Genomic DNA, 21,258 nt, shown 5'->3' with positions numbered 1-21,258 from the left:
CTATACTCTATAATAAAACGAAAACAAAGAAATAGTCAAGGTGCTGCAATATGATGAGACCCCTGTCTTTTTTTGAAAAGCGTCCAGTGATGCGCACCGGTTTGGTGCACATCAACTGGGCGGTTCTATTGTCTGCGTTGTTCTGTCAGGCTGCTGCGCGCTTCTGTTCGAACATGCGTCCGAGATCGGAGAGCACGGCATCAACCTGTTTCGAGAGGGCTCCGCCCGACGATTTGTCAGTCGCCAGGTCGTACACAGCGCGAGCTTTCTGATACTGCTGAAAAGCTTTTTGCATGTCGCCAGCCCGGTGATGCGCCAGGCTCTGGATAGCATAGGCTGCGATCAGCCTGGCTTCCAGGTATCCAGCCGCGTCGTCGGCGTAGCAGCAGGCGGTGCCGCTGTTGCCAATGTTGGCGAAAGCCCATTCGAGAGCGCTGACCGTGCGGTCCATTCCGGGCGTGTCATCGTGCCCGCGATTGAAACCTGCGGCGATCAGTTGTTGAAGATTTTGCATTCGATTTCCTTGACAGTGGATGAAAAATGTACCCTCGACCTGCTTATTTCTGAGCAGCTCGAGATGAACGGTCTGCGCGCTTCAGTCGCGACTGGCGAAACTGATGCAGCTTCCATCGGCAGTAGTCGATCAGCCGACAGAGTCCGGCGACGACGTAGAAGACTGCGAACAGACCGACTACGAGGCAAAGTTCCGCGGCTCTCACCTGGCAGTAAGCTTCGAAGCTTGTCCAGGCATAGTACTGTGCGGCCACGAGCGCGAAGAAGGCGACAACAACGAGACCGAATATTACGGTCAAGCCATGCCTGCGCATTTTGGGTTCCCTTCAGGTTGTGCGAACTCGCGAAAGTCTGGTCAGGGCTATTCCTGGTGGTTGCGAGTTCAGGATATGGTTTCCTGGTCTGCTTGTAGCAGTGAGTGGTTCAAAGGAAAGGCTTCTGAGCTTGAGGTTTTGGATTGGTGTCCTTCGGAGAGGCATGTGTACGGTTGTACCCTGAGCTTACAGAACTAGCTGGGGCGGATGACAGAGGCTCGCTAGATAATTCCTATCAGCCGCCGATTGTCAAGAATCGTGTATCGATTAGCAGTGCAGTCTTTCAGCCCATCATCAGGAATGTTGAGAGACAATCGTTTACTTATTTGGAATCTGGCTTTGAAGCCTTTTGAGATTTCCACAGAAAGCGAGTTTGACTAGCTCGCGCGAAACATTCCGCTAGCGCGCATGTGCGAACCTTGGCGTACAGTCCGTTACTTTGCGCACAGTCCGTTACTTTGACGCTACAGTCACGTCAGGCTGGCGCTACAGTACGTCACGCTGGCGCTAGAGTCCGTTACGAGGCTTAGAGTAGTTATCTTGCATACATTGCAGCACGTAAGCCGTAACGCAACAGTCCGGAGAGTACTCTGGGACCTTGTTTTTTGATTTTCGTCTCGACTGGATGGGCGCGTGGGTCATTGCCGATAAAGGGTTCTGACTTAAGATCAGCGCCCTGCGCGATTTGACCTGTGTTTGGGTCTCTAAACTGTTCATGTTTGTCGTACAGGTTTTTTCCGTAGCTCGAGTAAGCAGCCGTATCGAACTGCTCGTAAGGAACAAATGGGCGCATGGCCATGCGCTCATGCATTATTACGTCAGTTGTTTTGACGTTTCGAGGCGGAATGTTTTTACCGGATGGGTCCACTGCGCCGGGGTTGTAGAAAACATCGGTGACACCAAGCCGCTTCTGGGCCTCGAACTGTATGTCGAAACCTTGCATGCGGCTGCGGTTGCTCTCTGCTTTAGAGTGCTGCTGTAAGTGCGCCACTTGCATCTGACTGAATGTGGCTTTCTTTTCAGCCAGCGAAATGTTGGGGTCTATCCAAACTCGGTAGAGTTGTTGTGCCAGGACGAGTTCCTGGGCCAGATCGGAAGCATTCCAGTAACTGGGAAGACACGTAAGCACTGTGCCGTCTGGAGCCAGAACGAACATCTGAATGTTGTGCGGTCCCGCACCATTTGTGGTGTCAACCGCTTGTTCATCGGGCTTGTGTTTGCCGGATGCGCCGGCATATTTTTCATGGGAAATATCATGAAAGCCGCAAATGAACTGATCTTTGAGCATCAAGAAAGCCGGGTCCGTAGAGAGCGACACGGCTCTCAAGCTGTTTCCCGCACTTCACGTGGCGCCGTCAATTTTGCCAAGTATATGCAGCCAGAAAATCAATTTGCCTTGCTTCTGGGCTTCGTCTTCGGCTTTGTTGAGCGATTTATACCAGTCGATGTCGGTAGTTAACGCGTGCACCCGGGCTGAGCAGACCTGCCCTTCCAAAACTTTCTCGGCGTGAGCGGCGGGCGGAATTAGAGCCGCGCTGAACAATAGGCACATTGTCAGCACTGGCAGAAGAGAGGCTTGTTTCATGAGCTGTACTCCACTGTTCTGGATGATGTATTCATACCAGCGCGGTATGGATGTTTCGTGAAGCGCCTCGTGCCGAGCCTCGTGCCTGCCATTTTATACTATATGCATGCGTATACAGTGAGCTTTTTTTTGAAATCATGGTCAGATGCCGGTTGCAACAGCAACCGGCACCTTCCACGATCGAAACTGATGCCTCAAGCGCCAGTCAAATTACGCGACCGTCTCCAGTCTTTGTAATCTTGCCGCACCGCATCACTCATGACGTCAACTGCACGCCGCAGCCAGTCAGCCGAGCGCTTTGCGAAGTCTTTCTTGATTTTCGCGGCGACGCCAGCCGTTCCCAAATGAACGTTCGCAGCCTCGAAACCCATTGCCCAGAGCAGCGCCGCTTCGTCACGCACTTTGGGCAGAGCACTCAGCTCCATCTTCGAACATGAGGGTGAGAGCCTGCGAATCACCCATTTGCCTTTTGTCTTCAGGTAGGGATCCGGCGAACGCACCGATGCGTCGAGAATCTCCTGCAGGTGCGACGATGGCTTCTTCTCGCCGTATGCCCACGAACAGGCTGACGGAAGCAGTGCCTTGGCCTCACGAGCGATGCGCGCACCGTTGTGATTGGCGGTGATGACAAAGCGCTGGCGTCCGAGGCTTCCCACACCGGCACGGCGCTGGAAGCATTGATACTTCGGTGTCGGCTTCGGCAGAATGCTCTCAACCGCCATTTGGGCTCGCTCCGTGAGCGTCTTTACCGACCGGCACTGGCTGTCGAGCTTGCGCCAGAAGTGCGACGGTACTGCCAGTCTGGCTATCGCCATGGCGCGCAGTTCCGGGTTGTCTTCTTCCAGGACAATTGGCTTGCCACCACAGGCAATGCTAGCGATGTAGCCCTGCAAGATCGCCTGGCAGGCTTTCGTCTTGGTTATACCGAGGTCGCCCACTTCGATGGCCTTGCAGGCGCTGGTGGCGAGCCGAACCAGATCGAATGTGTAAGGCAGCTGGTAAGCTTCGTCGAAATCGGCGATGCCCAGTATCAATCGCGCCTCGCTGTCACGCCAGGTGCTGTATTGCTCGACGTGCAAATCACCAATCGAGTTGACGACCGGTGCGTTTTGCAAATCGGGACATAGTTCCGGGAAAAGCTGCGCCCAACGGTAGAACGTGGCGCGCAGAAAAGCAAACTCATCGTCAGCCATCATCTGATGCTTCGCTTCGAGATCGGCTACAACGATGGTAATAAAGCTTTTGACCCACTCTTCGTAGAGCGCGGTAGCTTTGACTATTTTCATGACAAGTCCTTCGTTCAGAGCATCTGCACCTGGGAATTCGACAACGTGATGATTGTCTCACCACAGATAGTGCAGATGTGTGAAGCGTTTGGAAAAATCCTGGTTTAAAGCTCAAGACTCAGTCTTGTGCAGGTGGCTAGATGTATGTTTCGTAAAAGGTTGTTGCTACTTAAAAAGAGAAGAAAAGAGAAGTTGTTTTGACACTACCAAAGGAAAAGATTCACTTACAACTTACGAGCGACGATATGATAAACATAAAAGCTTAGCCAGCTCGGTATCAGGGCGTTTGAGTACCGGCGTAGCCGAACTCGTCGGACTACAAGATTTGTTCACAGGTGACAACGCTACTCAAAGACAATACCTAACCATTCTGCGTAGCCTTTTGTGACTAGACCCGGCTCTCAGGTGAAGTCCGACTCATCTGTTTTCCAGTACCAGACGGACGGTTGTGATTCCAGAGTCATAAACGGCAAGGTTGTAAGCAGGAGAGGCACCAGCAACAGTCTCGGGAAGCTCGCCTGTCGGTCTGCCATCGACGGACGCCCGCACTGTCCAAGCCCCAATTTGGGGATAAGTAGTGGCAATTCTGGAGCCTTCAATCTTTCCCATTCTGTCTCTGGGGACCTGTATTTCCCAGTTCCTCTGGTGCACGTCTGGTGATACCAAATATGGTGAATTCCAGCCAATCAGTTTGCTCACCAGTCGAGCCGAACACGGATTTTTCAGCTGTATTTCCACTGTATTTTCGTCAATGACCGAACATGAGTCGATTTGTTTTCGATTCACGGCACTTTGAAGCGACGTGGAAAGGTCAGCAGTTGTGTTGGATTTTTTCAATTTGTTTTTGATTGCGCTTATCGTTTCAGCCATTTCCACGGGATATCCACTATTTTTGGCTTCGTTAATATCTTTCGTTTCAAGCAAATGGCGCTGCTGGGCTCGTTTGAAGTAAACTTCGCCCGGCTCGTGAAACGAATTTGCGGTGGTCGGATGATAGCCGATAGCGGTGTCGTAGTCACTGATTGCGCGAAGAGATTCGCCCTGACTGGCTAAAATGTCACCGCGGGTGATGTACGGGTCGGCATCCCCAAGTCCGAATCCAATCGCTTTAGAGCAATCTGTCAAGGCGTCATCGGCATCTCCGGCACGCCAGTAAGCTTCCGCCCGATTTGCCCATGCTGCCTCATCATCTGGATTGAGCGCCACAGCTTTACTGAAATCTGAGATTGCTTTGTCGTATTGTCCGAGCCGCAAGAAAAGAAATCCGCGGTTGTTGTATGCGACTTCGTTGTTTGAGTCGATATCCAGCGCCTTTTGAACGTCTTTCAGTGCTTTCTGTATTTGTCCCAATTTGCCGTAGGAAAATGATCTGCTTATATAGGCGTCGGTGAGTTTCGGATCCAGCTCGATCGCTTGATCGAGAAGCGGCAGGGCTTCGGCGAATTTCGATTGAGCATTGAGTGCATGGGCCTTTAAATAAGCATCATTAGCTGGCGTTGCTGAGGCGCCATTCATGCAAGTAACGAAAATGCCACCATTACCTAAGACGATAACCAAACTTGCCAGAAACTTCTTCGCCGTCGTCATACACTCTCCATTGCTTTGCCTCGTTGATGTTAACGCTTTCGGCTTTGCTGATTAGGAGTATGCGGGCTAAAGTTCGGAAAAAGGTTGCATTTCGTGCATCTGCATGGACCAAAAGTCCGTCTCTGTAATCGATTTCGCAATTTTAAGGGAAACATAAATGAAAAGGGGCAGCCTCAGTGGTTCTGAGGCTGCCGAAATAAATGTTGCCTATCAAAGAGATCTGATGCGAGGTTGCGGCCAGGACATCTTGATTCGCCAGTAGAGGCGGTCGGACTCTTGCGGTGGCAGATCAAGATAGACCCAATTCTCGTGCCTGTCATGGCTGCGCTGACAGCCACGAAAGCCCAGACCGTTCATAGCATCGATCGCCTGCACCAGCACATGCGGCATGGTGGCACGCCGCAGCACCTTATGCTCATCGTCCGGGTACACCGGCCTGAAAGTCACAACGGAGTTCTTCTTCTTAATTGCTTGAATCTCCACAGTGTAGCCCGGTGCGTCGCGCGCCTGGAGCACAACATAGTAGTCGGGTTGGCAAGGATCGGTCCTGAAGTAGGCCCATTCAACGATCTCGAACTCGCCTACCGTTTCGCCACCGTCGCCGTGCTTCTTGCTGATCAGCCCTTTCACTGCCTGAATCGTACGCTCATCATCGATTGAGAACGGCGTAATACCGGTCAGCTTCGTGCTGCACGAACCGCAAAAGCGCTCGTCGGTGCAATCAGCGTTGCTGAAGTCGACGACAACGCGGGGTATCTTGCCCGAATCACAACGTGGGCATTGTGGCAAATGATAAAAACGCATTGGTAGTTTCCTTTCCTCGCCTTAGCGAAGTACACCCCCGTAGGGGCAGTGAGTCAACTGTTTGCAGGAGATTTTGCTCGTAAGCAGATCCCTGATTGCATGCAGAACTTCAGACCACTCTGCCGCTCCAAAACACTCCCTGCCAGAGACGGGGTAGCTGTGCTTTGGATTGATGCTTCTAACCACTGACGACGATATGCGCTTACACACGCCTTGATTCGGCTTTTATTACGTCTGCCTTTGGTGATTAGGAAGTTTCTTGTTGGTTTTAGCTGCACTGACAGAGGAAGTTATTGCAATTACAACCTCTCCTAAGCGACATTCGTGAAGCAATCATAGATGTCATACATTAGACCAAGATCAACACTTCGTGCTGATCTTGGCTCCTGTGCCTAGCGTCTATTTACAACTGGGTCGCCAAACTGGACTACTGGTCTAGTCGAATCTCCATTGCTCTCGCGGCTTGCAAAAGCTACAGCCAGTTTGCAGGAGCCATAAAGCGTCAAGAAAACTGGTCCACTGGTACAATCAGTATATGCGTGTTAATCTAGCCATCAGACTCGATCACAGTTCATCCACACCGTTGTTTGAGCAACTTGCTCGTCACCTTGAATTGAGCATTGAGAGCGGAAGACTGGAGCCTGGGCAGATGTTACCTTCCAGTCGGGAGTTCGCTCGCACTTTGCTTTTAGCCAGGGGAACGGTAGTGCGAGCTTATGGTCAGCTAATTGGCAAAGGGCTGATTGAGGCGATCAAGGGAAAAGGCTTGATTGTGAACGCACCGCCGCCACTGGACTATTCCACCCAATCTGCGCAGATGCACGAACTGATGTTGGTAGATGATTTGAGCGCAAACGAAATTCTCGGCAGTGCACAGCAACCCCTGCCTGTGGAAGACGTTACCAAAGCAGCTGTACCTCAAGCCCTGCTGCCTGTGAAGCGATGGCGAGAACTGATAATCAAAAACTGCAAGCAGCTCGGACGCACGGATGAGATCGACGATCTCGGCGCACTAGACCTGCGACAGCAAGTCTGTAGGTTCTTGAGAGCAACCAGGGGGCTGAACTGCTCGCCGGAACAAATCTCGGTCTATACCAATACAGATCAAGCGCTTGACACGATCGCCAGATTGTTGATCAAACCAAATGACACAGCCGTCATAGAAGAGCCGGGATACATCGGTGTGTCGAAGATTTTCGCCGCCGCCGGCGCCCGCGTGATCGCCAACGGTATTGATTATGGTGGCATGATGGTTGAGAACCTCGACGCTCTGGCTACCAGCCCAAAAGTGTTGTACGTGACACCTGTAAGCCAGGACCCGACCGGTATCGTGATGAGCGAAGAGCGGCAAGATTCGATTATCCAATGGGCGAAAAGAAACGATTGCTTGATTGTAGAAGACGGCTGGGACACAGACTTCTGTCATGGAAGACCGGCGGTGCCCTGCATGCAGCAAAAGGCAGCCGAGCAAATTATCTACCTGTATTCGTTCTGGAAACTGCTCTTTCCCCTTTCGAACGCCTGCTTTCTCGTTGTTCCGCAACGATTGGTACCGGCGTTGAGGCGCCTGAGAGCAATGATTAATAGACCACCGATTAGCATCGAACTGTCGGCCCTTAAAGATTTGCTCGCCGCAGGAGAGATCGACAACCTGGTCGCAAAGTTGCAAAAGAGCTACAGAAAACGCAGGCAGGCTCTGATTTACAGTTTGTCGATGGCGTTCGAGAAGCAGATTCAGATCGCCCCCATGAGCGGGGGAACCCACGTGCTGGTAAGTTTTCAATTCGCAGCGGAGAAGCAACGAGTGCTGGACGCCGGGGCTGAGTGCGGGCTCAAGTTGATCAGTCTGGATGAATACTACTTTGATGGCAGAGTGACGAACCAGTACATCGTCTTTTTTACGAACGTCTCGCCGGCAACAGTTGGCGCGCAAGCGCAGCTTTTCAAGGAGCGATTGCTGGGTGCAGATTATATGGCGCAGAGGGCGCTTCTGTAACCGATTTGGCGATTGCAAAGGAAATATAAATCTGTTGTGATTGACAGAATTTTTTGCTATAAAAGTTTATTGGAAGGTTCAATTTTCCTTCGTTGTGATCAGCCCAGATTCTGCTTCAAAGGAGGGTTTGCGCCAGTTTTGACGATGATAAAATTGAATAGTCCTAAAACGTAGAATCACCGGCACGCCATGCTGGAAAATTATGAAAAAGGGCAGCCTCAGTGCTTCTGAGGCTGCCGAAATAAATGTTGCCTGCCAGAGAGATCCTCGATGTTTTGATGGTATTTCTTGATGGCTATTTTCCTTCAACTGGCTTTGAAAGCCAGCTCTAGCTAAATAGACTGACGGAGGTTTCAAGAGATGTTGGGAGCAAAATTATACGGAGATGTACTTGGAAATTACATAAAAGCCGGCAGCCAGAGCTGTTCTCCCGAGCTGCTGGAAGCAATGGCACATAGCGATGTTGATCGGATTCGATTGAGAGTCGCCGAGAATCCACGAGCGTCTAAGAAGATTTTGGAGCTTTTATCATCTGACCCTAATGCCGATGTTCGAGTTGCTGTGGGTACTAACCCTTCAACTCCGGCTACGATAAGTTTCAGACTTGCTTTCGATGAGGACGTAAATGTCAGACTGGGTCTGGCAGATGATATTAATACGCCGATTGAACTGTTGGAAAAGCTCACTGAAGATTCTAATCCTTATGTTTGTCATCGGGCGCAGCAGACGAAGAGCATCGTTCTCTCGCATCGTAAGCATAGAAGTTTTGGCCGCAAATTCCTTCGCTGGTTCAAACAGGACATGAATACTCCCGGTTTGCGATATGCATAGCGTCGACCAGCCAACACATTGAAAGAACTAGCTCGCCTTTGGGTTTCCAGCTTAAATCATCCATGAGCGATTTCCAAACCTGGCACAGACATTGCTGCCGGATTTGGGTAGGTTAACGAAAGAGATCACGTTAACTGGATCGATGAGGTGAAGCGCTGGAATGAAAGAAGAGCCGATTCACAATGATCTCTGGATGAGAGGGGCGTTGACCCAAGCAATGTCTCTCATATTGCAAGCGTGTATGCGCGGCAAGTTCAATATCCTTGTCTGTGCTGACGAGGATGCGGGAAGATCTGAGTTAGTCCAGGGGTTATGCGCATGCATTGGGCGTGATGCGACAAACTTCGACGGTATCATTGGAAATTGCTCGAGTCTCGCTCCTGCAACGCTTCTGCAGGTGATGAACAATGCTTCTTTGGGAAGCATACTTACGATTTCTGCGGATTCGCCTGCTAAGGGCTTGCTGCAGCTCGAGGCTCGTCTTCGTGAGACCGATCCGAGTTTGTCCCGTCGTGCAGCGAAGGAACTGATTTGCAGCTCAGTTGAGGTGGTCATCCAAACTGCGCGCATGAGAGACGATAACTGGTTTGCTGTCACTGAACCCAGTTGGCGAATTATTGATTTATCGGAGCTTGTCTGGGTAAGCGATAGTGAAGAGCACTGGCAAGAGGCGTACGAGCCGGGTGAAGGGTACTACCACCTGTCGACAATATATTCCTTCGATGGTGAAGTCGGGGCCTTCGTTGGATCAGGTCTGCCTCCGAAGTTTTACGACCGCTTAGAGCTGGCTAAAATACCATTCCTGTTTTCTTGGTTGGCAGGGCCGTCTACGCCTGTCAATGTTGGCTCCCTATACACTGCGGAGACTAAACGTCGTTTTGAAACTCCAATTCCACTGCCTAAAGGTCCTCAAAGATCTGTTGTCTTTGCAAAACGAGCAATCAAAGCTGGTCAGATAATAGGCTCTGAAGATTTTGAAATAAGAAGTGTTGGCGTTTCGCAGGCACCACCCCCTCGTGACTTATATCTGGCTGTCGAAGGCACAAGAGCCAAATTAGACTTGAATATTGGACAACCGATAAAGCGCAGCGATATTGACACCTCCCGATCTCCCGAAAACCGTAACACGCAATGAGACGAAAACCATCTCGTCAAATTAATCGAGAGTCGCAGCTCGTTTTGCCACTACAGCGCAATCTTGCAACTGAACTTGTCGAAGTTAAAGCTGCACCGGTTGTGGTGGCGCTGTCAGCCCGACTGTCAGGCGCCCGGAGGATGCAGGAAAACTACGCCTGCCGGATACGCATGACGGTTCCAAGCCGAGAGCGGATCGTGAGACCAGATTTTGGTGCTGGAGTGGTTGTCCCAGGTGCCGTCTGGTCCCACGATGCCCGTGTGGGCTGATCCTCCGGGACCGCTTCCTTTTGGCTTGCGATAACCGCAAACAACGTCTCCCGGTCGTGGGCTGCCGGAGATCGTCCAGCCGTGCGCAAGGAGCTGATCTTGCAACGCCGACACGCCGACTGCACTGGCATAGCTAAATCCAGCTTCGTTGAGCACTGCTGACACTGACGCGGCGCAACCGAGTCTTCCGCCTGCCAGGTATTTCTGCCACATAGCTCGGCCGACACTGTGATCGGCAGCAGCAATAATTTTGCCCTGGGCATCACTAACCGTAATGTCTCCCAGGCTCTGCATGCGGCTCTCTGCTAACTTGTACATGTTCGAACCGGCGCGGGTGTAGTCTGCATACTGAGCGTTTTCAATGTCGGACGTATTCGGGGTGCGACCCAATAGAACTGCCAGAGCAATTGTTCCCGCGCCTCTATCGCTGAGATGATGTGGATTCTCGCCGAGGAGTTTTGATTCGTGTGTGATACCACTCTCTGCAATTAGCTCTTGTAGCTCTTTCGGCATGAATCTGGCTAGTCGCTCGTGTGTAATCGGCTGTCCTGAACCGTTCATGTCGTTCAGGAACTTGACGAAATCGTTTTGGAACTGCGGATTATCCAGTGATTTAGCTAAGTGCTGAAGCTGCTTAATTGATTCGCGCAACGGATCGTGTGGCGACAGATGTGCGTTATCCGCGTCATGCTGGATTCTCGCGGCATATGCTTGGATAGACTTTTCCAGCGCTTGAGGATGTTGCTGTAAGTAAGCCTGAAGCTTTGCCATGTCTGGCGGATCGCCCAGGTCGACGCCCATCAGCTCTGCCAGTCCCAGCAGCGTAAAGCCTTGATTTAGACCGTATCTTCCGATTCTATAACTGTGGTCGGAATTCTCTTTGATGGTCTGGTAAGGGTGTTTTCGCTCCGGATCGAAAAGCGCTGCGGCCGCATCTTTTGCAGCAGCCACTGAATCTGTTTCCTTAGGTGACTGCGGCACAGAGCGAGCTGGAATCATCTGGTCCACTCCTGCCGGAGTAGCGTCGCCCGGGTGTCTGCCAGGAGCAGACTCGCGTGGTACCGTCACATGACCGCCGCTGCCTTGAACGCGATTCATCATGTCGGATGTGTGTTTGACATCAATGGGCATCGGGGGCGGTGCGAATTTGCTCACATCTGGTGGTAATTTATCACCAAATTTTTGTTCTACTTTGTCGCTTACTAAGTTTTGAGCGTCATTGATTTCAACTTGCTTGAGCTTGCCATGCGGTGTTGCAATTTCTTTTAGTTCGGCGCCGAATTTTTCGATGATGCGAGCGCCCTGGTAGGCAACAAGATCGTCTATTGATTTCTGCTGTACTTTATCAGGTGCACCTGTTTGCTTTGCGTCTCGGTCCACCTGAATCACTACATCGGTGTCATGTGGCGGTCCTTCGGGATTGCGTAAGACAGATATGGAGCCGTCTTTTTTGACTATGTAATTGGGTTGTGGTGTGTGTGCTTCCGGGTTTTTGTTCTCATAAAGGACAGTTATTTTTGGAGGTTTGGCAGACTCGGCTGGTTTGTTCTTATCTTCAGGTCTTAAAGAATCAACTGGTTTGCCTGCATCGCTTTCCTTTTTAAACGTGCCTGCGCGTATGTGCTCTTCAACTGATTTAGTAGCGTCGATTCTGTCTTGTTTCCTGCCGTCAATGGCTTTCAAATGCAGCGCTGGATGGTCGAAGTCGATTACATGTTTGGGAACAGGATGGTTTTTCTCAGCGTAAAGGGGAGAAAATACAATGTGGTCGGCTTTGTCTGTGCTGTGATGCGGCTGCGCACCCTTGTGCTGTTCGTTCGTCTTGGCGTGGTTCAAGGTGTGTTCCGATTTCATTAGACGGTGCACTTCATCCAACACGTGGTGATGTGTTCCTTCATGTTTCGTATGCGTATGTTCTTGTCGATGGTGTTGTTCAGGTCTGTGGACCATTTGTTTCACGCTCGTCAGGGCTGTAAAGCCAAAGTACTGCAAAGTTATTGCAAATTTCTTGCAGCATCTGGTTTTTGTCTGTAATCTAGCGCCCTTGCAGCTATTCCTGTTCTGGATAGTTTTCAGAAATCCGCGAATTCTGTTTAACAACTCCATTACAAGTAGGTATTACGTTTGTCGTCATTAACAGCGGAGACGACCTATGTACCACAGTCATCAGAAGCTTGAAAAAAACATCCGGAGTGAAGCTGACAAGTCGACCTCAGACGTTGCGCAACTGGAGGTGGAGAGGGAGCGCCGGAAGAATGGAAGCACTCGTAAACTTGCCGAAAAATCACTAAAGCCAAGTGTTGATCTGCCAGCTCTTACGATTGATGATGCATCTTCCAGCTCATTTGAAGAGCTGAAGGAAAATGGCAATCGGGTATTGCACTGGTCAGCTGCGAACGGGGCCGGTTCTGAAATTGAATTCAATGAGCAGAACCAGCCTGTCCGCTATCGTAGTTTCGAGAACGAAGAATTCATCAATTCCGAGCCCGGTAATCCCCAGGGGGTTTGGAAGAGTTCGAATAATAAAATGCAGCGAGAAGGTGTCCTTCTAAATTTTGATTCAAGCGCTAATTCTGTTCAGATGACAGATCTCTACACGAAGAATGTGGTTGTGCTCACCGCCAATGGTGTCGAGACCACTACCTACCCGCCATCGAATGGTCAGACCATGCGCAAAGCCGCAGGCAACGAGGAGTGGATTACTACGCATGACGCGAATGGGACTGTGCGCGAACTCTACGTCATCGACAACAAGCTACAGAGATATACCGACGATCAGAAAATTACCTATACCCTCTCGACCGACACTATAAAAAGGGAGACAAAGAACGATGGCGCTGATTCTCAATCACCGTTAACCGTTGTTCCTGTGTATCACGCCGTTGGCCCCAATGGTGAGGCGATTCCAGGGCGGTTCACGATAACGGCGAATCGAACTGGCAATGTCATGGTTCGAAATGAAGATTGTCCTGGCGAGGCTGATTGTTGCCGCCGCGTGCGAGTAGATGGTGCTGTCGTAACAAGCAATGGAGACGGCAGTTTCAGGACTTTTCGCAGCAAAGATGGCGTCGAAATTCAATCAAAATTGACGAGTCAGACCGGTGATATGAAATTTGTCGATAAAGTAATTCGTTATCCCGACGGCACGCTTGTTGAAGCGACAATGGCAGATGGTGTCGCAAGTCACTACATAAAGAAGACTGGACCTGATGGACAAGTGCAACAGTATCATCAAGAGATTGGACGTGACGAGTTGCTCTATTGGGTAGACCAGGATGGAACTCAGGTTGGCGATGTTTCAGGATTAGCTGATACGCGAGAACTGGAAGATGCTCCCAAAGCAATTCAGAAAACTCCTCGCGACATTCAGCTCAAGGAAATGCTGGACCAGTGCGACAAGAACCGTGTCTATTCTTTCGACACGCTGGGCAGCTGGAGCGATAACGGTAAGCTTTTCTATGAGAAAGTGAATTATGGTGGCGTCTGGGATGTGAAGTCGCCAGCGACTCGCACTATAACTGACCAGAATCAGGAGCTGATTGTAAAAGACCAACTCGGGCGCCCCGAATACGAAGACTACGGTAATTGGTTGTTTGGAGTTATGGGTCATGAGGTGGGTTTTCCGAGCTATGTATTGCAGCAGGAAGCTGGTGCTGCTCAGATCAAACAAGGCACATCACGCATCGAGTGGGGAGCGCCAGGCATAGGTCCGCGGGGTGCTCGTCTTCCCTGGACAGGGGCAGGTACTTACGGTGACGATCCGCACGATAACGAGTTGATTCAGCTGGGATACTCAGACGCGGCACAAGTTGAACAGGAGGTGAGGAAAGCGTCTTAATCCTGACCCGTTCGAAATTATTCGAGAAATCGCCGCTCGGTTTTGCAACTATTCCGTATTACGGCCGTCTCCTCTGCAGCACATAAGCGAGAGGTGGAAGGTGAAAAATCTTTGGATCAGTCGCGCCGTAGCCATGGCGGGAATGTTAACGGTTCAGGCGGGGGTATTAACGTCTCAGGCACCGCAAGTTTACGCAGCAGATGCCAATCTCGCTGTGCCAGACAGCAAGGCTATACCGAATGGTAAGGCTGTTAAGCAGACGCCTGAGGATACCGTTGCGCCGTCTTCTGCTACTTCTGCCACTCAAGAGAATGCTTCGGGGGCGTCGCTCAATCCCATCAAGCATAGAAGTGGATTCGCGTTGACGCTTGCCGGAGGTGGTGCGCGAGGCGCCGCTCACATAGGCGTGCTCAAAGTTCTGGATGCAGAAGGGATAAAGCCGGACTTTGTCGCGGGAAACAGCATCGGTGCGATGATTGGTGGGCTGTATGCAGCTGGCGTGCCTGTTGCCGAAATTGAGCGCCTGGCGCTGTCAGGCGAGCTCAAAAAGGCATATTTCCCGAGTAATCGAAAACTGCAATCGGCTACCTATTTTGGTCCTTACTTTCTGGCGCGCGCTGTCCTCATTCATCCTCAAATTGGATTGTACAGCGGCAGATCGCTCTCTAAGTTTGTTGCTAAGCACCTTCCGCCTGGATTGACAAACATAGAGCAGATGCCGATACCATTCTCGTGTGCGGCTGTTGATCTGACGACCACGCGAGCGGTCTGGTTGAGTAAAGGCAGCATTGCAGATGCTATTCGTGCCAGCAATTCAGCGCCTGGATTTTTTAGACCGGTCAAAGTCGGCGAGCAGACACTGGTTGATGGCGGTGTGCGAGCCAATCTTCCAACTGAAATTGCCGAAGCTGAAGGCGCACCGGCTGTGGTGGCGGTGCGTTTGCAGGCTTATCTCGAGAAGGTGGACCAGAAAGAGTACGACACCATGATGGATTACGGTGATCGCATCACCAGCATTCTTCTTTCGGAAATTGAAAACAAAGCAGTTGACAAGGCGGACATCATCATTGAGCCTAAGGTCGCTTATATGAAGATGAGTTCGTTCAATCGCGATGAGATGGCCGCAGCTATTAAGTCAGGCGAAATCGCAGCTCGACAGGCACTCCCCAAAATAAGGGCTTATCAGGCCGAACATGGGATCAAGGCGCACACTGGCGAAGCTGGCGATAGGCTATAGCATCACAGAGTGATGGGTTGTGCACGCGGGACGCGTGCGGTCCATGCACGCGGGGACGCGTGCGCTCCATGCGCGAGGACGCGTGCGCTCCTTGGCTTAGTTGCCGTTGAGATCGGCTACCAGAGCTTTGCGCAATGAACCATCGCACTTTGTGATCAGTTGCTCTGCTTGAGCTCGTCCCAGTTTTCTCTTGACCATGAGGATAGCTGTTTTGGCGCGGTCGTGCGATGCAACGAGCGCTCCTTCCGCCAGATGGCGCGGCACATCGCCCAGGATCGAGATGATTGATACCGCACGCTCTCTCAACTTTTCGTTGGTTGGGCGCAAGTCAATCATCAGGTTCTCGTAGACTTTACCCAGGCGAACCATCGTGCAAGTAGTGATCAGGTTCAGCACCATTTTTTGTGCAGTACCTGCTTTCATGCGGGTAGAGCCAGTCAAGGCTTCCGGTCCGACTACTGCAGCGATTAAGACGTCACAATCTTGAGTGAGAGCGCAGTTGAAGTTGTTTACGATTCCAACTGTTGCAGCGCCGAGCTCTTTTGATTTCTGCAGAGCTCCGATTACGTAAGGAGTTCTGCCGCTCGCTGTGATACCGATGACGACATCTCGTGCGTTTACCTGGGCACTGACCACGTCCTGGATGCCCATCTCTTTCGAGTCTTCAGCGTCTTCAAAAGAACGGAACATAGCGTCTTTGCCGCCGGCGATGTAAGCCTGCACGACTGACGATTCCACACCGAAAGTGGGCGGGCACTCAGTTGCATCGAGAACGCCCAGCCGTCCGCTTGTTCCGGCTCCGAAGTAGATCAATCTGCCGCCGTCTTTTAATTTCTCGGTGATGATATCGACAGCCTTAGCAATATCAGGAATGACTTGCTGTACACCTTTGGCAATTTCAAAATCTTCGTTTTGAATTCGCTCTACGAGATCAACGGTGTCGAGGACGTCCAGGTCCATGGTTTTTTCATTACGTTCCTCAGTCACCATTTTGTTGAATTCTTTTGTAAAGCCCATTTCGGTGCCCCCTTGATCCCTGCTGTCGCCTGTTCCTAATTACCCACTGATTGATCTTAATGCGCACTGTGTGAACAATTTGCAAACTTTAGTGCACTACCGCCGGGACTTCCCGATGACGAAGCTGAACTGTCGATCGCTTCAAAAACTTGCCGTCACCCGCTTTTCCTACATATCTCTCGTTTTCGATTACCACCTTGCCACGCGAGAGAACAGTCTCGGTTACCCCCTGAACGATTCTGCCTTCATACGGATTGTAATCTACATTCATGTGATGTGTCTTGGCGCTTATTGTCATCTTCTTGTTTGGATTGAAAATTACGATGTCGGCATCCGAGCCAACCGCAATCGTACCCTTACGTGGGAAGAGTCCAAAGATTTTTGCCGGCGCAGTTGAAGTTATCTCAACAAAACGATTTAAAGAGATGCGACCGGCGGCAACCCCGCCGTTATAGAGCAGACTCATCCGGGTTTCGACTCCAGGCGCTCCATTGGGGATTTTAGCGAAGTTGTCTTTGCCCAGTTCTTTCTGCTCTTTCATGCAGAAGGGGCAGTGGTCTGTCGAGATGACCTGCAAATCATTCATGCGAATGCCTTTCCAGAGCTCGTCCTGGTTCCACTTCTCACGCAATGCTGGTGTCATAACGTATTTCGCGCCTTCAAAGCCTTCGCGCTCGTAGTCTGAATAGTCAAGGAACAGATACTGCGGGCAAGTTTCAGCGAATGCCGGAATGCCCTCATCGCGAGCTTCTTTCACCTTCTTGAGGGCATCGAAGCAGCTCAAGTGGACGATGTAGACTGGCGACTCAGCCATTTCAGCCAGAGCAATGGCGCGATTTACGCCCTCCGCTTCCGCCAGAGTCGGTCTAGTCAAAGCATGGTACTTGGGGGCTGTGTGACCTTTTGCCAGCGCTCGCTGCACGATTTCGTCGATTACTACGCCATTTTCCGCATGCATGCAAACCAAGCCGCCATGCTCACCTGCGTAGCTCATGCCGCGGAAGATGGTCGCGTCGTCGACGAGCAAGACACCTGGATAAGCCATAAACATCTTGAAGCTGGTGACGCCCTCGTCGTTGATCAGGCGCTTGATTTCCTTTAAACGTTCGTGAGGCAAATCTGTCACGATCATATGGAAACCGTAGTCAATAGCAGTTTTACCCTGGGCTTTCTCATGCCAGGTATCAAGCGCCTCGATAATAGACTGGCCTTTGTTCTGGATGGCGAAGTCAATAATGGTGGTCGTTCCGCCGTGCGCAGCAGCCAGGGTTCCGGTCCGGAAATCGTCTGCGGATGTGGTTCCGCCGAAAGGCATGTCCATGTGAGTGTGTGCATCGATGCCGCCAGGAATGACCAGGCGGTCTTTTGCGTCGATCACCTGATCCGCTTCCATGTCTAATTGCTTGCCGATTACGGATATGACGCCATCTTCAATCAAAATGTCGCCGAAATAGTCATCTACAGCCGTGATGATGCGTCCATTTTTGATCAGGGTTTTCATAAACCTGCTCCTCGACATGCGGTGATAATAGCGATGGACATATTAGCGGAAAACGCATATTTAGATCTAGGAAATTAACCTCTCAGCCGGAATGTTGGCGGCTGGCATCGTGCTATAAAAACTCAGGGGTGTCGGGCGAACCACCCCTCCAGGGCTGCCGTCGTAAGCGAACTCTGCTCGCGTGAGAGAGTGACCTGGCGATTCGTTGGGGAGTGCGTGCTTGAGTACTATTTCACACGACGATATAGCCGAAGTGCGGAGTCGCGCCAACATTCTCGAAGTCGTCTCTGAACATGTGACGATGAAGCGGAGCGGCACCAGTTACATGGGACGCTGTCCTTTCCATGAGGAGCGTTCTGCTTCATTTTCGGTCGTGCCTGATAAGGGATTTTTCCATTGCTTCGGCTGCCATGCAAAGGGCGACGTTTACGCCTTTCTCATGAAAATTAAAGGGATGGATTTCCCTTCAGCGGTCAGGGAATTGGCTCACAAATATGGCGTTCAACTTGTCGAAACAGCCGAACAGCGAGAGGAATACGACAAGCGCACACACATGCTGATGCTCTATCAGCAAGCCAGTCAGTACTTCATACGGCTTTTGCATGATCCGGCTCAGGGGGCGGTCGCTCGCGACTACCTGAGCAAACGCGGCATTCCTGAAGACATCATCGAGCGCTTCAAAATAGGCTACGCTGGACCCACCTGGGATGGTTTGCTCAACTATTTGACCAGTACAACCAAAGTCGCTCCGGCGACGCTCGAGGAAGCCGGTCTCGTTCGGCGCAAACACGAGACAAACAGTTTCTACGATCTCTTTCGCAATCGTTTGATGATTCCGATTTGCGACGATCGCGGGCAAGTCATCGCATTTGGTGGCAGAACCCTGGGCAATGATGACGCCAAATATGTTAATTCTCCGGAAAGCCTGATTTACGTAAAGAACCGTCAGCTCTATGCTTTCAACCTGGCTAAGGAGTCAATCAAGGCCAGGGATGCTGTCATCGTTGTGGAAGGATACTTCGATGCAATCACTCCCCATCAATTTGGTTTTACCAACACGGTAGCCACCTGCGGAACCGCTCTGTCTGAGGCTCAGGCACGTTCTCTTGTGCGTTATACGGAATCAAAACGCGTTTATCTCGCTTTCGATGCCGACGCCGCCGGTGCTTCAGCCATCGAGAGAGGCGCACATATGCTGCAGCAGGTTGCCGATGGAGTGGGGCTCGAATTGCGTGTTTTGAGAATTCCTGGTGCTAAAGATCCAGATGAGTGTTTGCGCTCGGAAGGTGGACCTGAGGCCTTTGCTGAGGCAATCGAGAACGCGCCGCTTCTGGTCGACTATCAGTTAGATCAGGCTCTCGACGAATGCGATATCGGCAGCCACGTCGGTAAAATCGATGCGGCCCGCAAGGTTATACCTATTCTCGCTCAAATAAAGAATAGCGTTGAGCGCGGAGAGTACATTCGCCAACTGTCGATGAAAGTTGGGGTTCGCGAAGAAGAGCTGTTGTCAGACGTTTCGCAATACCGCAAAGATAATCGCATCGGCGTCAATCCCGGCAATGCCCCGTCTCGCCCGCGTTCGAGCCAGCGCGGGCCGGTCAAAGTCGGTCACGTCGAGGCAGAGCAGCAACTGCTCGCGCTCTATTTCACATCGCGTGAAGACTATGACAGAACAGCCGCGGCTCTGGAAAATGAATATTTCCTCACTCCTGTTAATCAATTTATCAAGGAGTGTATCGAGGGCGTCGGCACCGATTTCAACACTGTCGAAGACTTACAGTTCAAGCTGATGGATAGGCTTGCTCCGGAGATTGAGGCATCGGCTGCCTTTGTCGAAGTAATTGAACGTGTCGACGAAATTCGAAAAATGAAGATGCCGATCGATGTGCTGTTGTTTCAATGTAAGAAACGGCTCCTATCGGAGAAGGTGAACAGGATTCTGGCCAATTTAAAAGCCCTGCTTAACGCTGCCGACAATGACACTGATCTTTTGGCATTGCAGAGTAGAATTAGCAAATTGAATATGCTCAATCGCACTACGACAACACTGGAGACATTGGAAGAGCTGGACGAGTTCAAACGAAATATCGAAGCTGCAATGGCAGCGTAGTAAAATCTGATTTTCCTCACTGGAGACCTGCTTCGTGACCAAGAGTAAAGACAAAGAAGATACCTTCATCACTAAGCTCGACAAGCTTGAAGAAGCAGGCAAAGAGCGTGAGCGGACCGGGCTTGAAGAGATGCTCGTTCATGAGGGCGACGACGAAGATGAGTTGCCGACCCGCGCCAGTCGCAGCTCTGACGGCGAGGAAACCAATGATGATCCAGTTTTTATGGGTGGTTTCGACGACGATAAAATCGATGACTCCGACCCAGAGCAGTTTGCCGAAGCCGCTTCCAGAGGCTTAGCTTCAGACGATCCTGTGCGTATGTACCTGCGAGAGATCGGTCGTATTCCATTGTTGACGGCTGCTCAAGAAATCGAATTGGCGCGTCGCATCGAGCTTGGTGGCGCCGATGGTGCCATCGCCAAGCGTAAACTCGTGCAGGCAAACCTTCGGTTAGTAGTGTCTATTGCCAAAAAATATGTTGGACGCGGCATGTTGTTCCTCGACTTGATTCAGGAAGGAAATCTCGGACTGATTCGTGGCGCTGAAAAATTCGACCATGAGCGGGGCTACAAATTCAGCACTTATGCCACCTGGTGGATTCGTCAGGCGATAACCAGATCGATTGCTGACCAGGCGCGAACAATCCGTATTCCTGTGCACATGGTTGAGACAATCAATAGACTGAAGAAGATAACCCGTCAGTTGGCGCAAGAGAAGGGTCGCAAGCCAACTGAGGAAGAACTGGCTACAGCCATGGAAATTACAGTCAGCAAGTTGCGCGACATAGTTAAGGTTGCGCAAGAACCGGTTTCGCTTGAAACGCCTGTCGGTAAAGAAGAAGACAGCAAACTTGGCGACTTTATCGAAGACAAAGATACCAGTACGCCCGCCAGTTCAGTCACCGCAGAGTTGCTTCGCGATGACATCATTCAGGTGATGGAAGGTTTGTCGCCGCGTGAGCGGGATGTTCTCCGGCTTAGATTCGGTCTTGATGATGGCCGCCAACGCACTCTCGAAGAAGTGGGTCAGTTGTTTGGTGTGACCAGAGAACGTATTCGGCAGATTGAAGCTAAGGCATTGCGGAAATTGCGTCATCCCAACAGAAGCCGCCGTCTGCGTGAATATATGGATCCGGAATAGGCGCGCACACAGGCTCACTTACACAGACGGCGAGTAGTCACAATTTGGGACATCCCAACAACATATCGAGACGCGAATTTTCAATCATGCT

The 21,258-nt window shown here is 51.1% G+C and carries 17 protein-coding genes; 7 read left to right on the top strand and 10 right to left on the bottom strand.

Translation table 11 applies throughout. The features are described from left to right. Positions 1-145: 145 nt before the first annotated feature. The 7 genes from EKK48_24010 to EKK48_23980 all read right to left on the bottom strand — a co-directional run bounded on the left by EKK48_24010 (position 146) and on the right by EKK48_23980 (position 6,089). Positions 146-514: a hypothetical protein gene (locus EKK48_24010; GenBank protein ID RTL37752.1), complete on the bottom strand. Its 369-nt coding sequence runs from the start codon at positions 512-514 to the stop codon at positions 146-148. 43 nt (positions 515-557) lie between these two features. After that, the gene (locus tag EKK48_24005) at positions 558-827 is read right to left on the bottom strand and encodes a hypothetical protein (GenBank protein ID RTL37751.1); all 270 of its coding nucleotides are present in this window, start codon (positions 825-827) and stop codon (positions 558-560) included. 535 nt (positions 828-1,362) lie between these two features. Next, on the bottom strand, positions 1,363-2,145 hold the full coding sequence (locus EKK48_24000) for a hypothetical protein (GenBank protein ID RTL37750.1): 783 nt from the start codon (positions 2,143-2,145) through the stop codon (positions 1,363-1,365). Positions 2,146-2,169: 24 nt separating this feature from the next. Further along, positions 2,170-2,412: a hypothetical protein gene (locus EKK48_23995; protein ID RTL37749.1), complete on the bottom strand. Its 243-nt coding sequence runs from the start codon at positions 2,410-2,412 to the stop codon at positions 2,170-2,172. A 194-nt stretch (positions 2,413-2,606) separates the two neighbouring features. Then, positions 2,607-3,698, bottom strand: coding sequence for a DUF2252 domain-containing protein (locus EKK48_23990; GenBank protein RTL37748.1), 1,092 nt, complete (start codon positions 3,696-3,698; stop codon positions 2,607-2,609). Between the two features lie 417 nt (positions 3,699-4,115). Next, positions 4,116-5,285 (bottom strand): tetratricopeptide repeat protein, encoded by a 1,170-nt coding sequence (locus EKK48_23985; GenBank protein ID RTL37747.1) that lies wholly within the window; start codon positions 5,283-5,285, stop codon positions 4,116-4,118. 210 nt (positions 5,286-5,495) lie between these two features. After that, positions 5,496-6,089, bottom strand: coding sequence for a hypothetical protein (locus EKK48_23980; protein RTL37746.1), 594 nt, complete (start codon positions 6,087-6,089; stop codon positions 5,496-5,498). 535 nt (positions 6,090-6,624) lie between these two features. Here EKK48_23980 and EKK48_23975 point away from each other — a divergent pair. The 3 genes from EKK48_23975 (at position 6,625) to EKK48_23965 (ending at position 10,051) form a co-directional block, all read left to right on the top strand. Beyond that, complete coding sequence (locus EKK48_23975; protein ID RTL37745.1) at positions 6,625-8,085, top strand: PLP-dependent aminotransferase family protein; 1,461 nt, start codon at positions 6,625-6,627, stop codon at positions 8,083-8,085. Positions 8,086-8,445: 360 nt separating this feature from the next. Further along, a complete protein-coding gene (locus EKK48_23970; GenBank protein RTL37744.1) occupies positions 8,446-8,916 on the top strand; it encodes a hypothetical protein in 471 nt (156 codons plus the stop codon). Positions 8,917-9,076: 160 nt separating this feature from the next. After that, on the top strand, positions 9,077-10,051 hold the full coding sequence (locus EKK48_23965; GenBank protein ID RTL37743.1) for a hypothetical protein: 975 nt from the start codon (positions 9,077-9,079) through the stop codon (positions 10,049-10,051). A 125-nt stretch (positions 10,052-10,176) separates the two neighbouring features. On the opposite strand, the gene EKK48_23960 is transcribed toward EKK48_23965, so the two are convergent. Then, positions 10,177-12,174, bottom strand: coding sequence for a hypothetical protein (locus EKK48_23960; protein ID RTL37742.1), 1,998 nt, complete (start codon positions 12,172-12,174; stop codon positions 10,177-10,179). Between the two features lie 298 nt (positions 12,175-12,472). Here EKK48_23960 and EKK48_23955 point away from each other — a divergent pair, with 298 nt between their 5' ends. Both EKK48_23955 and EKK48_23950 read left to right on the top strand, forming a co-directional pair. After that, on the top strand, positions 12,473-14,158 hold the full coding sequence (locus tag EKK48_23955; protein ID RTL37741.1) for a hypothetical protein: 1,686 nt from the start codon (positions 12,473-12,475) through the stop codon (positions 14,156-14,158). A gap of 100 nt (positions 14,159-14,258) precedes the next feature. Then, positions 14,259-15,395: a hypothetical protein gene (locus EKK48_23950; GenBank protein ID RTL37740.1), complete on the top strand. Its 1,137-nt coding sequence runs from the start codon at positions 14,259-14,261 to the stop codon at positions 15,393-15,395. Positions 15,396-15,491: 96 nt separating this feature from the next. On the opposite strand, the gene murQ is transcribed toward EKK48_23950, so the two are convergent. Both murQ and hydA read right to left on the bottom strand, forming a co-directional pair. Then, complete coding sequence (gene murQ, locus EKK48_23945) at positions 15,492-16,412, bottom strand: N-acetylmuramic acid 6-phosphate etherase (GenBank protein ID RTL37739.1); 921 nt, start codon at positions 16,410-16,412, stop codon at positions 15,492-15,494. A gap of 88 nt (positions 16,413-16,500) precedes the next feature. Then, positions 16,501-17,913: a dihydropyrimidinase gene (hydA, locus tag EKK48_23940; GenBank protein ID RTL37738.1), complete on the bottom strand. Its 1,413-nt coding sequence runs from the start codon at positions 17,911-17,913 to the stop codon at positions 16,501-16,503. Positions 17,914-18,118: 205 nt separating this feature from the next. Between hydA and EKK48_23935 the strand changes: the two genes are divergently transcribed. Continuing rightward, a complete protein-coding gene (locus EKK48_23935; GenBank protein RTL37737.1) occupies positions 18,119-20,026 on the top strand; it encodes a DNA primase in 1,908 nt (635 codons plus the stop codon). A 130-nt stretch (positions 20,027-20,156) separates the two neighbouring features. Then, positions 20,157-21,167 carry an RNA polymerase sigma factor RpoD gene (gene rpoD / locus EKK48_23930; protein RTL37761.1) on the top strand — a complete coding sequence of 337 codons (1,011 nt, stop codon included), beginning with the start codon at positions 20,157-20,159 and terminating at the stop codon, positions 21,165-21,167. Positions 21,168-21,258: the final 91 nt, after the last annotated feature.

The sequence above is a fragment of the Candidatus Melainabacteria bacterium genome (assembly GCA_003963305.1).
GTDB lineage: Bacteria > Cyanobacteriota > Vampirovibrionia > Obscuribacterales > Obscuribacteraceae > PALSA-1081.
The sequence above is the reverse complement of the archived record's forward strand: the minus strand, read 5'-3'. Positions and strand labels throughout refer to the sequence as shown.